Consider the following 13,759-nt stretch of genomic DNA (forward strand, 5'->3'; position numbering starts at 1 on the left):
CGGTGCCGACAACCTCTCAAAGCCTTGCGGATTGAAAAAAGCCATGCGTAACAACCAGCCCATTACACAACGCGAACGGACCTTCCCGGCTCAGCAACGGTTGATTTCTACCACCGATGCCAAGGGCGTGATCACCTACTGCAACGACGCTTTCGTCGAAATCAGTGGGTATTCCCGTGAGGAACTGATCCGTGCACCGCATAACCTGGTTCGTCACCCTGACGTTCCGGCCGCGGTGTTCGCGCACATGTGGGGCACATTGAAACAAGGCTTGCCATGGATGGGCATTGTCAAGAATCGCTGCAAGACCGGTGACCACTACTGGGTTAACGCCTACGTCACACCGGTGTTCGATGGCAACCAGGTGATCGGTTACGAGTCGGTGCGGGTCAAACCCACCGCCGAGCAGATCCAGCGTGCCGAAGCGCTCTACCAACGCATCAACCAGGGCAAGTCAGCGATTCCTTCCACCGATAAATGGCTGCCGGTCCTGCAAGACTGGCTGCCGTTCATTCTGGTCAGCCAGCTGAGCTTCATGATCGGTGCCACGCTCAACTCCCAATGGGGTTTTGCCTTGGCCGCCGGTCTTTCGGTGCCATTGGGCCTGCTGGGGTTGAGCTGGCAACAGCGCGGTCTCAAACGCTTGCTGCGCCTGGCCGAGCAGACCACCTCCGACCCGCTGATCGCGCAGATGTACACCGACAGCCGTGGTGCCCAGGCTCGTCTGGAGATGTCGATCCTCAGCCAGGAAGCCCGCCTGAAAACCTGCCTGACCCGTCTGCAGGACACCGCCGAGCACCTGAGCGACCAGGCGAAACAGTCCGACACCCTGGCTCACAGCAGCTCCACCGGCCTGGAACGTCAGCGCGTCGAAACCGAGCAGGTGGCCACCGCTGTCAATCAGATGGCCGCCACCACCCAGGAAGTCGCCAGCCACGTGCAACGCACGGCGGACGCGACTCAGGAAGCCAATCGCCTGACCGGGCGCGGCCGTGACATCGCAGGGGAAACCCGCCAAGCCATTCAGCGCCTGTCGGAGGTGGTCGGCGAAACCGGTCTGACCGTGACGCAACTGGCCAAGGACAGCGATGAAATCGGGGGCGTGGTCGACGTGATCAAAGGCATCGCCGACCAGACCAACCTGCTGGCGTTGAACGCCGCCATCGAAGCGGCGCGTGCCGGTGAGATGGGTCGCGGCTTTGCGGTGGTTGCCGACGAAGTTCGCCAATTGGCGCAGCGCACCAGCGAATCCACCGGGCAGATTCACGCCCTGATCGCCAAGCTCCAGCAAACCGCCAGCACCGCCGTGCAAACCATGGAATCCGGGCATCGCCAGGCGGAAGAAGGTGTGGCACGGGTACTCGAAGCGGATCAGGCGCTGGTCGGCATCAGCGAAGCGGTGGCACACATCACCGACATGACCACCCAGATCGCGGCCGCGACCGAAGAGCAAAGCTCGGTGGCCGAAGAAATCAGCCGCAACATCAGCAACATCTCGCAACTGGCCGACCAGACGTCGGAACAGGCGCAGCACTCGGCGTTGTTGAGTGAAGAGCTGACCAAGACGGCGAATACCCAGTATTCGTTGGTGGAGCGGTTTAACCGCTGATTGATGCTGGAAAAACAAAACCCGGACGGTGAAAGCCTCCGGGTTTTTTATTGCCTCACTGAATGGGATGTTGCCTGTTGGAGCGCCTTCGCGGGCATCGTCGCTCCTACCTCAGACTACACATCTATACGCCCCTACCTACAAACATGCCCGAATCCGCCGACTTGTCCGCCCCAGGGCCGCGCTCTATCGTTTGCCGGTCAAAATTTTCCCCCATAAGCTGGTCAGCATGAATACACACTCTTCGAAGGCTCCAATGGCCACCACGAAAAAGATCGACAAGCCCAACAAAAAGGATGTTCGTGATGAACTGACTTTCCTTGATGTTCGGCAAGCCGCGCGTGATGGACAGAAAGCGTTCGATAAATTTGTGATCACTGGCAGGCTTCCTGTTACGAAGTAGGCCTAAATGCCGGCGGTCAAAATTTCTGCTCTTTTTGAACAAATAGGCAGCTGACAAAACTTTTTCTGGAAGACAAACCCGGACAGTAGAGGCTCCGTTTTTTTTAATTGTCAGTCTGGAAGTGATGTTGCCTGGCAATGCCCCTTCGCGGGCAAGCCTCGCTCCTACAGGTTATGGGGGATCATGCGGACACCGATAACCTGTAGGAGCGAGGCTTGCCCGCGAAGAGGCCTTAAGCAGCACCACAAAAATCACTGAAGGAATGAGGCCACTTTCATCGCTGCAGCCGCCAAATGCTGCTCATGCGTAAACCCCGAAGCCTTCAACGGCTTCAAATCATGATCCCCCGCCACCAGCCAGAACACTTCGATGCTCGGCGACAACGCGTAAGCCTCGACCGCCTCACGGTTCCCCAGCGCATCGCGCTCACCCTGGACAATCAGCGTCCGGGTCTTCAGCGCAGCCAGATGCTCGACCCGTGGTTTCTCCGGTTTGCCCACGGCATAGAACGGATAGCCGAGGCACACCAACGCATCGGCTTCGAGCTCATCGGCCAATAGACTGGCCATCCGCCCGCCCATGGACTTGCCGCCAATGGCCAGGCGGCCAGTGACATGGCGTCGCACCACGGCGTACACCTCACGCCAGCACTCCAGCAGTTTCGGCGCCGGGTTCGGGGGACGCTTGCCGCCATCGACACGTCGTTGCGCCATGTACGGGAATTCGAAGCGCAACACGTTGACGCCCTGCGCAGCAAGGCGTGCGGCCATGTCGTTCATCCAGGCGCTGTCCATCGGTGCCCCGGCGCCATGCGCAAGAATCAGCGTCACAGGTTCAACCGAAACCGTTGAAGCGGCTTCATTCCACAGCCATCCATGCTCCCGCACACACTGCGCCCATTGATCCCCGTCAATACTGGCCTTGTGCTCTTTGTCCATGCTTGCCTCGCTTTTAGTCTGCCTATAACTCCAGGCGAAGGGAGCGTCTGCCTTGCGGCTTACTCGCTAAGACAGGCCTCACTTCGGCTGAACCGTGGATGGGGAACCATGAACACTTCTATCAGTACCGCCTACAACTACAAGGTGGTCCGCCAATTCGCCATTATGACGGTGGTGTGGGGCATCGTCGGCATGGGGCTCGGGGTTTTTCTCGCGGCTCAATTGGTCTGGCCCGAACTCAACTTCAATTTGCCGTGGACCAGTTTCGGCCGCTTGCGCCCACTGCACACCAACGCGGTGATCTTCGCGTTCGGCGGTTGCGCCCTGTTCGCCAGTTCGTTCTATTCGGTGCAACGCACCTGCCAGACGCAACTGTTTGCGCCGAAAATCGCCGCGTTCTGCTTCTGGGGCTGGCAACTGGTGATCCTGCTCGCGGCGATCAGCCTGCCGCTGGGTTACACCAGCTCCAAGGAATACGCCGAGCTGGAATGGCCGATCGACATCCTGATCACCATCGTCTGGGTCGCCTACGCCATCGTGTTTTTCGGCACGCTGGCCAAGCGCAAGACCAAGCACATCTATGTGGGCAACTGGTTCTTCGGTGGCTTCATCATCACCGTGGCGATTTTGCACATCGTCAACAACCTTGAACTGCCGGTGAGTTTCACCAAGTCCTACTCGCTGTACGCCGGTGCGACCGATGCCATGGTGCAGTGGTGGTACGGCCACAACGCCGTAGGCTTTTTCCTCACCGCCGGTTTCCTCGGGATGATGTATTACTTCGTGCCGAAACAGGCCGAGCGTCCGGTGTATTCCTATCGCCTGTCGATCGTGCACTTCTGGGCGCTGATCACCCTGTACATCTGGGCCGGCCCGCACCACTTGCACTACACCGCGCTGCCGGACTGGGCGCAGTCGCTGGGCATGGTGATGTCGCTGATTCTGCTGGCGCCAAGCTGGGGCGGCATGATCAACGGCATGATGACGCTCTCCGGCGCCTGGCATAAGTTGCGCAGTGACCCGATCCTGCGCTTCCTCGTGGTCTCGCTCGCGTTCTACGGCATGTCGACCTTCGAAGGGCCGATGATGGCGATCAAGACCGTGAACGCCCTCTCCCACTACACCGACTGGACCATCGGCCACGTACACGCCGGCGCACTCGGCTGGGTGGCGATGATTTCCATCGGCGCGCTGTACCACATGATCCCGAAAATCTTCGGTCGCCCGCAGATGCACAGCATCGGCCTGATCAACGCGCACTTCTGGCTCGCCACCATCGGCACCGTGCTGTACATCGCCTCGATGTGGGTCAACGGCATCGCCCAGGGCCTGATGTGGCGCGCAGTCAACGAAGACGGCACGCTGACCTACTCCTTCGTCGAAACCCTGGTGGCCAGCCACCCAGGCTTCATCGTGCGACTGGTGGGCGGTGCGATCTTCCTCAGCGGCATGTTCCTGATGGCTTACAACACCTGGCGCACCGTGCGGGCCTCGCAGCCTGCCGAAGTCGCCGCTGCCGCGCAGATGGCCTGAGGAGTCCGAGATGAAACACGAAACAATCGAAAAAAACGTCGGCCTGCTGATGCTGCTGATGGTCCTGGCCGTGAGCATCGGCGGTCTGACGCAGATCGTCCCGCTGTTCTTCCAGGACGTGACCAATAAACCGGTGGAAGGCATGAAGCCCTACACCGCGCTGCAACTGGAAGGTCGCGACATTTACATCCGCGAAGGCTGCGTCGGCTGCCACTCGCAGATGATTCGTCCGTTTCGCGCCGAGACCGAGCGCTACGGTCACTACTCGGTGGCCGGGGAAAGCGTCTGGGATCACCCGTTCCTGTGGGGCTCCAAGCGTACCGGTCCGGACCTCGCCCGTGTCGGCGGCCGCTACTCCGAAGACTGGCACCGCGCGCACTTGTACAACCCGCGCAACGTGGTGCCGGAATCGAAGATGCCTGCCTACCCATGGCTGGTGGCCAATCAGCTCGACAGCAGCCACACCGAAACCAAGATCAAGGCGATGCGCACCCTCGGCGTGCCGTACACCGATGCCGACATCGCAGGCTCGGTCGAATCGCTCAAGGGCAAGACCGAAATGGACGCGCTCGTCGCCTACCTGCAAGTGCTCGGCACTGCCATCAAGAGCAAGAGGTGAGCCATGGCCGTGCCCTTTGAAATAGTGAGCGTAATGAGCAGTGGAATGATTCGCGGCCTTGGCACGGTCGTGGTGTTCGTGGCCTTCGTCGGCCTGACGTTGTGGGTGTTCAACAGCAAGCGCAATCCGGAGTTCGCCGAAGCACGTTTGCTGCCGTTCGCCGATGAGCCACAAGCCGATAGCACCCAAGAACCTGAAGCAAGGAGTACCCGGTCATGACCACTTTCTGGAGTACGTGGATCTGCGTACTGACCATCGGCAGCCTGATCGGCCTGACCTGGCTGCTGATCGGCACCCGCAAGGGCGAAACCAAGGGCAGCGTCGACCAGACCATGGGCCACAGCTTCGACGGCATCGAGGAGTACGACAATCCGCTGCCGCAGTGGTGGTTCATGCTGTTCGCCGGCACGCTGGTGTTCGCCGTGGGCTACCTGATTCTTTACCCGGGCCTGGGCAACTGGAAAGGCATCCTGCCGGGTTACGAGAACGGCTGGACCGGCGTTCACGAATGGGAAAAGGAGATGAACAAGGCCGACGCGAAGTTCGGACCGATCTTCGCCAAATTCGCCGCCATGCCGGTGGAAGAAGTGGCCAAGGACCCGCAAGCGCTGAAAATGGGCGGTCGCCTGTTCGCCTCGAACTGCTCGGTGTGCCACGGCTCGGATGCCAAGGGCGCTTTCGGCTTCCCGAACCTGGCCGACAGCAACTGGCGCTGGGGCGGCGACGCCGAGATGATCAAGACCACGATCATGGGTGGACGCATGGCGGCGATGCCGGCCTGGGGTGAAATCCTCGGTGAAGCCGGCGTGAAAAACGTTGCCGCGTATGTGCGTCATGAACTGGCCGGCCTGCCATTGCCGGCTGGCGACACCGCTGACCTGCAAGCCGGACAGCAAGCGTTCAGCACCACCTGCGTAGCCTGTCATGGGGCAAACGGCAAGGGCACTGAAGCCATGGGGGCGCCGAACCTGACGCAACCGGCCGGTTTTATCTACGGTACAAGCCTGGCGCAACTGCAACAAACGATCCGCCATGGCCGCCAGGGCCATATGCCGGCGCAGAACGAACTGCTCGGCAACGACAAGGTGCAACTGCTGGCCGCTTATGTGTACAGCCTGTCCCACGGTCTGAATACAGAGCGTTTGCAGGCTGAAGGCAAAAGCGAATAATTCTTGACCGCTCTGCTGCCGCATTCTTCTCGGATGCGGCAGTTCCCTGCCCCTTTGCGACCCATTGTCGCACCCTCCGTTAGTCCGCCTTTCGGTTCACCAGATTCGGGTCTAAGCTTGCCCCGATGCGGACTGGCTTGAGCCGGTTCCAGGTCGACCCGACCCGATGTGTTCGACGAATCAGCTCGATGACAAGCCGCAAAGGCTGGTAGATACCGGCTGTCGTGCCAATTGCCATCGGTCACCCGATCGTTGCGTTTGAACACACCCCGTTACAACTGACCTGACCCTCTCATCATTTTCGTTCGCTGCGACATTTTGTCCGAGGGCGATTTTGTCCTTACGCGGCGCATGGAAAGGCCGCAGAATCAGCTTTTGAAAGCATTGACCCAGGTCATGGCGCGTTGCAATGACCCCCTGCTTTCTCCATACTTGCGGCCGATTTTTACTCCTAATAAAACACCCAAACCGTGGAACCTTAGAATGAGCACAGCAATCAGTCCGACTGCTTATAACTATAAGGTAGTCCGCCAGTTCGCCATCATGACGGTGGTCTGGGGGATCCTTGGCATGGGGCTCGGTGTCTTCATCGCCTCGCAACTGGTCTGGCCGGAGTTGAACTTCGGTCTGCCGTGGACGAGCTTTGGACGCCTGCGCCCGTTGCACACAAACCTGGTGATTTTCGCCTTTGGTGGTTGTGCACTGTTTGCCACTTCTTATTACGTCGTGCAGCGAACCTGCCAAACGCGACTGATTTCCGACAGCCTCGCGGCCTTCACCTTCTGGGGTTGGCAAGCGGTGATCGTCGGCGCCATCGTTACCTTGCCGCTGGGTTACACCACCACCAAGGAATACGCTGAGCTGGAATGGCCCCTGGCTATTCTGCTGGCCATCGTCTGGGTCACCTACGGTCTGGTGTTCTTCGGTACCATCACCAAGCGCAAGACCAAGCACATCTATGTGGGCAACTGGTTCTACGGTGCCTTCATCGTCGTGACGGCGATGCTGCACATCGTCAACCACGCCTCGCTGCCGGTCAGTTTCTTCAAGTCCTACTCGGCCTACGCCGGTGCGACGGATGCGATGATCCAGTGGTGGTACGGCCACAACGCCGTAGGTTTCTTCCTGACCACCGGCTTCCTGGGGATGATGTACTACTTCGTTCCGAAGCAGGCCGAGCGTCCGATCTACTCCTATCGCCTGTCCATCGTGCACTTCTGGGCGCTGATCACCCTGTACATCTGGGCCGGTCCGCACCACCTGCACTACACCGCGCTGCCGGACTGGGCGCAGTCGCTGGGCATGGCCATGTCGATCATTCTGCTGGCGCCAAGCTGGGGCGGCATGATCAACGGCATGATGACCCTGTCGGGCGCCTGGCATAAGCTGCGCACCGACCCGATCCTGCGTTTCCTCGTGGTCTCCCTGGCGTTCTACGGCATGTCGACCTTCGAAGGCCCGATGATGGCGATCAAGACCGTCAACTCGCTGTCGCACTACACCGACTGGACCATCGGCCACGTACACGCCGGCGCTCTTGGCTGGGTAGCGATGATCTCGATCGGCGCGATCTACCACATGATCCCGAAACTGTTCGGTCGCGCGCAGATGCACAGCATCGGCCTGATCAACGCACACTTCTGGCTCGCGACCATCGGTACCGTGCTGTACATCGCTTCGATGTGGGTCAACGGCATCACCCAGGGTCTGATGTGGCGTGCAATCAACGACGACGGCACCCTCACCTACTCGTTCGTCGAAGCGCTGCAAGCCAGCCACCCAGGTTTCATCGTTCGCGCCCTGGGCGGTGCGTTCTTTGCCACCGGCATGCTGTTCATGGCCTACAACGTATGGCGTACCGTACGTGCCTCGAACCCGGCCGAAGCTGAAGCCGCCGAACAGATTGCTGTAGTTGGAGCTCACTGATGAAGCATGAAGCAGTCGAGAAGAATATTGGCCTGCTGGCCTTCTTCATGGTTATCGCCGTCAGCATCGGCGGCCTGACCCAGATCGTTCCGCTGTTTTTCCAGGACGTCACCAACAAGCCGGTCGAAGGCATGAAGCCTCGTACCGCCCTTGAACTGGAAGGCCGCGACATCTACATCGCCAACGGTTGTGTCAGCTGCCACTCGCAGATGATCCGCCCGTTCCGTGCTGAAACCGAACGCTACGGCCACTACTCGGTTGCCGGTGAAAGCGTCTGGGACCACCCGTTCCTGTGGGGTTCCAAGCGTACCGGTCCGGACCTGGCCCGTGTCGGCGGTCGTTACTCCGATGACTGGCAGCGTGCGCATTTGTACAACCCGCGCAACGTAGTGCCCGAGTCGAAAATGCCGGCCTACCCGTTCCTCGTGGAAAACAAGCTCGACGGCAAAGACACCGCCAAGAAAATGGAAGTCTTGCGCACGCTCGGCGTCCCTTACACCGACGAAGACATCGCCGGCGCCAAGGATGCTGTGAAGGGCAAAACCGAAATGGACGCGCTGGTGGCCTATCTGCAAGGCCTGGGCACCATCATCAAAAGCAAACGGTGATTTAGATGGATATCGGGATGATTCGTGGCCTGGGCACCGTTGTTGTGATGGTGGCCTTCATCGGTCTGGCGTTGTGGGTGTTCAGCCCCAAGCGCAAGTCGGAGTTTGAAGACGCGACCTTGCTGCCTTTCGCGGATGATCCCGAAGCCATCAAGCACGTCGAGCAAGCTTCTAGGAGTAACAAAGAATGACTACGTTCTGGAGTCTGTACGTCACAGTCCTCAGTCTCGGCACCATCTTCGCCCTGACCTGGCTGCTGCTGTCCACCCGCAAGGGCCAGCGCGCCGAGCAAACGGACGAAACGGTTGGCCACTCCTTCGACGGGATCGAGGAGTACGACAACCCGCTGCCGAAATGGTGGTTCATGCTGTTCGTGGGCACCATCATTTTCGCCTTGGGTTACCTGGTGCTGTACCCGGGCCTGGGCAACTGGAAAGGCCTTCTGCCGGGTTACAACTACCTGGATAACGAGAAGCAGACCGCGTTCGCCAACGGCCAGAGCGGCTGGACCGGCGTTCACGAGTGGGAAAAGGAAATGGCCAAGTCGGACGCCAAGTTCGGCCCGATCTTCGCCAAATTCGCTTCCATGCCGATCGAAGAAGTCGCCAAGGACCCGCAAGCCCTGAAGATGGGTGGCCGTTTGTTCGCCTCCAACTGCTCGGTCTGCCACGGTTCCGATGCCAAAGGCGCTTATGGCTTCCCGAACCTGACCGACGCCGACTGGCGCTGGGGCGGTGAAGCGGAAACCATCAAGACCACCATCATGGGCGGCCGTCATGCGGTCATGCCGGCGTGGGCTGAAGTGATCGGCGAGCAAGGCGTTGCGGACGTTGCTGCGTTCGTCCTGACCAGTCTCGATGGCCGCAAGCTGCCGGAAGGCACCAAGGCTGACCCGGCTGCCGGGCAGAAACTGTTCGCCGCCAACTGCGTGGCGTGCCACGGTCCGGCCGGCAAAGGGACGCCAGCGATGGGCGCACCTGACCTGACCCACCCCGGCGCGTTCATCTACGGTTCGAGCTTCGCTCAACTGCAGCAGACCATCCGTTACGGCCGTCAGGGCCAGATGCCTGCGCAAGAACAGCTGCAAGGCAACGACAAGGTTCACCTGCTGGCCGCTTACGTCTACAGCTTGTCTCACGGTGAGAAAGCTCCGGCGGCGGATGCCCAGTAAGGCAAACGCTTGATGCAAAAAAAAACGGCCCCGCCAGTGATCTGGCGGGGCCTTTTTTATGGGCGACTGGCCTGAATTCATGTCACCGGCACTGTCGCGATCAGCTCACGTTTTTGCCACTGGTTGTTGTCGACCGCATAGACGTGCAGGTTTTTGCGATCCTCGGAAAAACTGGCGATCAGATAGGTCTGCTGGGATGCACTGCCACTGATGAAACCGGGCACACTGCTCGTGTACCACATGGAGCCGCTACTCCCATGGAGATGACCGGCGAATATTGCAGTCACTTCATACTTATCGATCATGTCCCTGAACCGTTTTTCCTGGCTCCAGTCGCCCATAAAATCATTGGGTTTATGCATGTTCAGTAGAATAATTTTCCCCTGCGCGCGTGCCTGCTGAAGATCACGCTCAAGCCAATCGAGTGCCGGGGTAATTTCAAAATCCTTCGAACTGAAAATAGTGCCCGAAGAGAAGGTCACTGAGTAAGTCGGCTCATTATGTAACTGCACCAGGTGCACATCGCCATAATCCCTGGAGTACGCGAGGCTGCCGTAATAAATGGTGCTCAACCCTGAAGCCCGCGCCGCCAGATCCATATTACCGACCTTTCCCCAATAGCGTTCCTTCAGATCTTCAATGCTTCCAGCGGCGCAATTATTCAGAAAACAATCATTCACGTTATTTTGATAGTCGTGATTACCCAGCCCGTAGTCATAATCCCCTTGAAGTTTCGCCTCCAGTGTCTGCTGGATATAGGAACGCTCATCCGCATGACCGAAGGCAGTCATATCGCCATTGATCATCACGGGAACCGCCGCGCCCCCACCCTGTTGCCGCCTGAATTCGGCAATGCTGTCGTATTGCGTTTCGATCAGCCACCGGGAGCGCTCCCGCTTCTGTGAATCGGACTCCGGCAACTGGGCATCAGTGTTATCGGTCCAGGGAAACTGCGGGTCCGAAGCGAACACGATATGCCGCGGCATTTCCGCCGACGAAGCCCCATACACCACAGGAACTGCCCACATACTTAAGAGCAACACCAACCACTGCCATCCTTTGCTTATTCCCATATTGCCTTTTCCCTAATATTTAAAAGTGAGCACACTCACACAAAATCCATTTGAAACTCACCTACGAAAAGCAAACTACAACAACACTTATCCAGACTTCAATAAACAACATATTTAGAATTATGAAATACAAACCATAAAACCAATTCAACCCACTAGTTCACACAACAGATCATTTATTCTAAATTCCGCCAAACGCTCAATATAATCGCTACTTCAATATGAATGGATCTCTATGAGTATCTACGCACTACCAGCCACATTGAGAACAAACTGAGTGACCTCGGCGCTGGCAGCTGACCTTCGTCACTGCAACGACGAACGGTACGACCTTCTTCATGGATTCAGGTTGCCGAAGCATAGGACCAAGTAGTAACGTTTCTACATTACCGCTTTCAGGAGGCCAACCATGATGGCCATCACCACTATCTCGAGCCGCGAATTCAATCAGGACACAAGTAGTGCCAAAAAAGCCACGCGCCAGGGACCGGTTATCATCACCGATCGTGGCAAGCCGGCCCATGTACTGCTAAGCATTGAGGACTATCAAAATCTCACCGGCAGCAACGCCAGCATTGTCGATCTATTGGTGATGCCGGAAGCGGCAGACATCGAGTTCGAAACCGAGCGCGCCGTGATCATTCATCGACCCGTGGACCTGTCCTGATGTTTTTGCTCGACACCAATGTGATTTCTGAATTGCGCAAACCCCGGGCGGATGCAAACGTCGTCGCCTGGGCCAAAAGTGTCATTGCCCCACGAATGTTTATTTCCGCCATTACCTTGCAGGAGCTGGAGATGAGTGTTCTGCGCATGGAGCGTCGTGACCCCGCGCAGGGCAAGGTCTTGCGTACCTGGCTGAAGCGCCACGTCATGCCGGCCTTCGATGGCAGAATTTTGCCGGTTGATGCCGCCGTCGCGCTGCGGTGTGCCAGTTTGCATGCTCCAAACCGTGCCAACGAAAGCGATGCCTGGATCGCAGCAACCGCGCTGGTTCATGGCCTTACCGTGGTCACGCGCAACATCAACGATTTTCAGTTCAGCGGCGTTGCACTGATCAATCCATGGGCCGATTGAACGTCGACACCCGTAAAACCGTCCATAATTTCACCAGTCAATTGATTCAAGTCATTACACCGTCAGTTGGTTTCCACCAACGTGACCAAAGGTCGCACCCTTGATCTAGAGCTACAGGCGTATCATTGCGCCACTGCAACACCCCTTTTTGACCGCGGTCGGCATGTACTGACCGAGGCATTTTTCCACTGCCGTGGGATGCAACTGATGAGCAACCAGATTCCGGTACACGACGTTACCCCGCCTGCCAAGAACGCGAACAACAGCGTCGACCTCTACGCCTCTCGAGAAAAGATCTACACCCGCGCCTTCACTGGCCTGTTCCGTAACCTGCGGATGATGGGCGGCGCGTTTTTGTTTCTGTTGTATTTCGGCACGGTCTGGCTGAACTGGGGCGGTCATCAAGCCGTCTGGTGGAACCTGCCGGAGCGTAAATTCTTTATTTTTGGTGCAACGTTCTGGCCGCAGGATTTCATCCTGCTCTCGGGCATTCTGATTGTCAGCGCGTTCGGCCTGTTCTTCATTACCGTGTACGCCGGTCGTGTCTGGTGCGGTTATACCTGCCCGCAGAGCGTCTGGACGTGGATTTTCATGTGGTGCGAGAAGGTCACCGAAGGCGACCGCAACCAGCGCATCAAGCTCGACAAGGCGCCGATGAGCGCCAACAAGTTCCTGCGTAAATTCAGCAAGCACTCGATGTGGCTGCTGATCGGCTTCGCAACCGGCATGACCTTTGTCGGTTACTTCTCGCCGATCCGCGAACTGACCATCGAATTCTTCACTGGCGAAGCGGATGGCTGGTCGTATTTCTGGGTCGGTTTCTTCACCCTCGCCACTTACGGCAACGCCGGCTGGTTGCGCGAGCAGGTGTGCATTTACATGTGTCCGTACGCGCGCTTCCAGAGCGTGATGTTCGACAAGGACACGCTGATCGTTTCCTACGATCCGCGTCGCGGTGAAAGCCGCGGCCCGCGCAAGAAAGGCATCGACTACAAGGCTCAGGGCCTGGGCGATTGCATCGACTGCACCATGTGCGTCCAGGTTTGCCCGACCGGCATCGACATCCGCGACGGCCTGCAAATCGAATGCATCGGTTGCGCTGCGTGCATCGATGCCTGCGACAGCATCATGGACAAGATGGATTACCCGCGGGGCCTGATCAGCTACACCACCGAGCACAACCTGTCCGGGCAAAAAACCCATAAACTGCGCCCGCGCCTGATCGGCTACGCCGCTGTATTGCTGGCGATGATGGCGTTGCTGGCGACGGCGTTCTTCATGCGTTCGCTGGTCGGTTTCGACGTCAGCAAAGACCGCGTGCTGTACCGCGAGAACGCCGAAGGCCGGATTGAAAACGTCTACAGCCTGAAGATCATGAACAAGGATCAGCGCGACCACACCTACGTGCTGGAAGCCGCCGGCCTGCCGGATCTCAAGCTGCAAGGCAAACGCGAGATCAAGGTCGCCGCCGGCGAAATTTTCAGCCAGCCGGTGGAACTGTCCATCGCGCCGGAAAAACTGCCATCGAGCACCAACGAGGTGAAATTCATCCTCAAGGATGCCGATGACGAGAGCATCCACGTTGAAGCCAAGAGCCGGTTCATCGGCCCACAAATTCGTTAAGAGAAGTGAT

15 protein-coding genes are annotated in these 13,759 nt (G+C 58.3%); 12 read left to right on the top strand and 3 right to left on the bottom strand.

Features of this window, described 5'->3' with window-relative positions:
* The first annotated feature begins 43 nt into the window (after positions 1 to 43).
* On the top strand, positions 44 to 1,609 hold the full coding sequence (locus ACYZUC_RS10435; RefSeq protein ID WP_192416896.1) for a methyl-accepting chemotaxis protein: 1,566 nt from the start codon (positions 44 to 46) through the stop codon (positions 1,607 to 1,609).
* A gap of 124 nt (positions 1,610 to 1,733) precedes the next feature.
* Here the strand turns inward: ACYZUC_RS10435 and ACYZUC_RS10440 are convergent, their stop codons facing one another.
* Together ACYZUC_RS10440 and ACYZUC_RS10445 are read right to left on the bottom strand one after the other, a co-directional pair.
* Positions 1,734 to 2,150, bottom strand: coding sequence for a hypothetical protein (locus tag ACYZUC_RS10440; protein ID WP_461995533.1), 417 nt, complete (start codon positions 2,148 to 2,150; stop codon positions 1,734 to 1,736).
* Between the two features lie 113 nt (positions 2,151 to 2,263).
* Positions 2,264 to 2,950, bottom strand: coding sequence for an alpha/beta family hydrolase (locus tag ACYZUC_RS10445; RefSeq protein ID WP_461995535.1), 687 nt, complete (start codon positions 2,948 to 2,950; stop codon positions 2,264 to 2,266).
* Positions 2,951 to 3,058: 108 nt separating this feature from the next.
* On the opposite strand from ACYZUC_RS10445, the gene ccoN (ACYZUC_RS10450) reads away from it, so the two are divergent.
* The 8 genes from ccoN (ACYZUC_RS10450) to ccoP (ACYZUC_RS10485) all read left to right on the top strand — a co-directional run bounded on the left by ccoN (ACYZUC_RS10450) (position 3,059) and on the right by ccoP (ACYZUC_RS10485) (position 9,976).
* Positions 3,059 to 4,483, top strand: a complete 1,425-nt coding sequence (ccoN, locus tag ACYZUC_RS10450) for a cytochrome-c oxidase, cbb3-type subunit I (RefSeq protein WP_008028521.1) — start codon at positions 3,059 to 3,061, stop codon at positions 4,481 to 4,483.
* A gap of 10 nt (positions 4,484 to 4,493) precedes the next feature.
* Positions 4,494 to 5,102 carry a cytochrome-c oxidase, cbb3-type subunit II gene (gene ccoO / locus ACYZUC_RS10455; protein WP_008028522.1) on the top strand — a complete coding sequence of 203 codons (609 nt, stop codon included), beginning with the start codon at positions 4,494 to 4,496 and terminating at the stop codon, positions 5,100 to 5,102.
* A 21-nt stretch (positions 5,103 to 5,123) separates the two neighbouring features.
* A complete protein-coding gene (locus tag ACYZUC_RS10460; protein WP_461996697.1) occupies positions 5,124 to 5,321 on the top strand; it encodes a cbb3-type cytochrome oxidase subunit 3 in 198 nt (65 codons plus the stop codon).
* The gene (gene ccoP / locus ACYZUC_RS10465; protein WP_207285065.1) at positions 5,318 to 6,271 is read left to right on the top strand and encodes a cytochrome-c oxidase, cbb3-type subunit III; all 954 of its coding nucleotides are present in this window, start codon (positions 5,318 to 5,320) and stop codon (positions 6,269 to 6,271) included. The genes ACYZUC_RS10460 and ccoP (ACYZUC_RS10465) overlap by 4 nt, the downstream gene beginning before the upstream one ends.
* A gap of 483 nt (positions 6,272 to 6,754) precedes the next feature.
* Entirely contained in the window at positions 6,755 to 8,197 is a 1,443-nt protein-coding gene (gene ccoN / locus ACYZUC_RS10470; RefSeq protein ID WP_461995537.1) for a cytochrome-c oxidase, cbb3-type subunit I, read from the top strand.
* The gene (gene ccoO / locus ACYZUC_RS10475; protein WP_008028530.1) at positions 8,197 to 8,805 is read left to right on the top strand and encodes a cytochrome-c oxidase, cbb3-type subunit II; all 609 of its coding nucleotides are present in this window, start codon (positions 8,197 to 8,199) and stop codon (positions 8,803 to 8,805) included. The genes ccoN (ACYZUC_RS10470) and ccoO (ACYZUC_RS10475) overlap by 1 nt, the downstream gene beginning before the upstream one ends.
* A 5-nt stretch (positions 8,806 to 8,810) precedes the next feature.
* On the top strand, positions 8,811 to 8,996 hold the full coding sequence (locus ACYZUC_RS10480; protein WP_003175465.1) for a CcoQ/FixQ family Cbb3-type cytochrome c oxidase assembly chaperone: 186 nt from the start codon (positions 8,811 to 8,813) through the stop codon (positions 8,994 to 8,996).
* Positions 8,993 to 9,976, top strand: coding sequence for a cytochrome-c oxidase, cbb3-type subunit III (gene ccoP / locus ACYZUC_RS10485; protein ID WP_461995539.1), 984 nt, complete (start codon positions 8,993 to 8,995; stop codon positions 9,974 to 9,976). Before ACYZUC_RS10480 ends, ccoP (ACYZUC_RS10485) begins: the two co-directional genes overlap by 4 nt.
* Positions 9,977 to 10,053: 77 nt before the next feature.
* On the opposite strand, the gene ACYZUC_RS10490 is transcribed toward ccoP (ACYZUC_RS10485), so the two are convergent.
* Positions 10,054 to 11,049: a metallophosphoesterase family protein gene (locus tag ACYZUC_RS10490; protein ID WP_461995541.1), complete on the bottom strand. Its 996-nt coding sequence runs from the start codon at positions 11,047 to 11,049 to the stop codon at positions 10,054 to 10,056.
* A 412-nt stretch (positions 11,050 to 11,461) separates the two neighbouring features.
* Here ACYZUC_RS10490 and ACYZUC_RS10495 point away from each other — a divergent pair, with 412 nt between their 5' ends.
* The 3 genes from ACYZUC_RS10495 (at position 11,462) to ccoG (ending at position 13,749) form a co-directional block, all read left to right on the top strand.
* Positions 11,462 to 11,716: a type II toxin-antitoxin system Phd/YefM family antitoxin gene (locus tag ACYZUC_RS10495; RefSeq protein WP_192226576.1), complete on the top strand. Its 255-nt coding sequence runs from the start codon at positions 11,462 to 11,464 to the stop codon at positions 11,714 to 11,716.
* Positions 11,716 to 12,126 (top strand): PIN domain-containing protein, encoded by a 411-nt coding sequence (locus ACYZUC_RS10500; RefSeq protein WP_461995543.1) that lies wholly within the window; start codon positions 11,716 to 11,718, stop codon positions 12,124 to 12,126. The genes ACYZUC_RS10495 and ACYZUC_RS10500 overlap by 1 nt, the downstream gene beginning before the upstream one ends.
* Before the next feature lie 207 nt (positions 12,127 to 12,333).
* A complete protein-coding gene (ccoG, locus tag ACYZUC_RS10505) occupies positions 12,334 to 13,749 on the top strand; it encodes a cytochrome c oxidase accessory protein CcoG (RefSeq protein ID WP_207285061.1) in 1,416 nt (471 codons plus the stop codon).
* Positions 13,750 to 13,759 lie beyond the last annotated feature (10 nt).

The sequence above is a fragment of the Pseudomonas sp. GT1P32 genome (assembly GCF_054897805.1).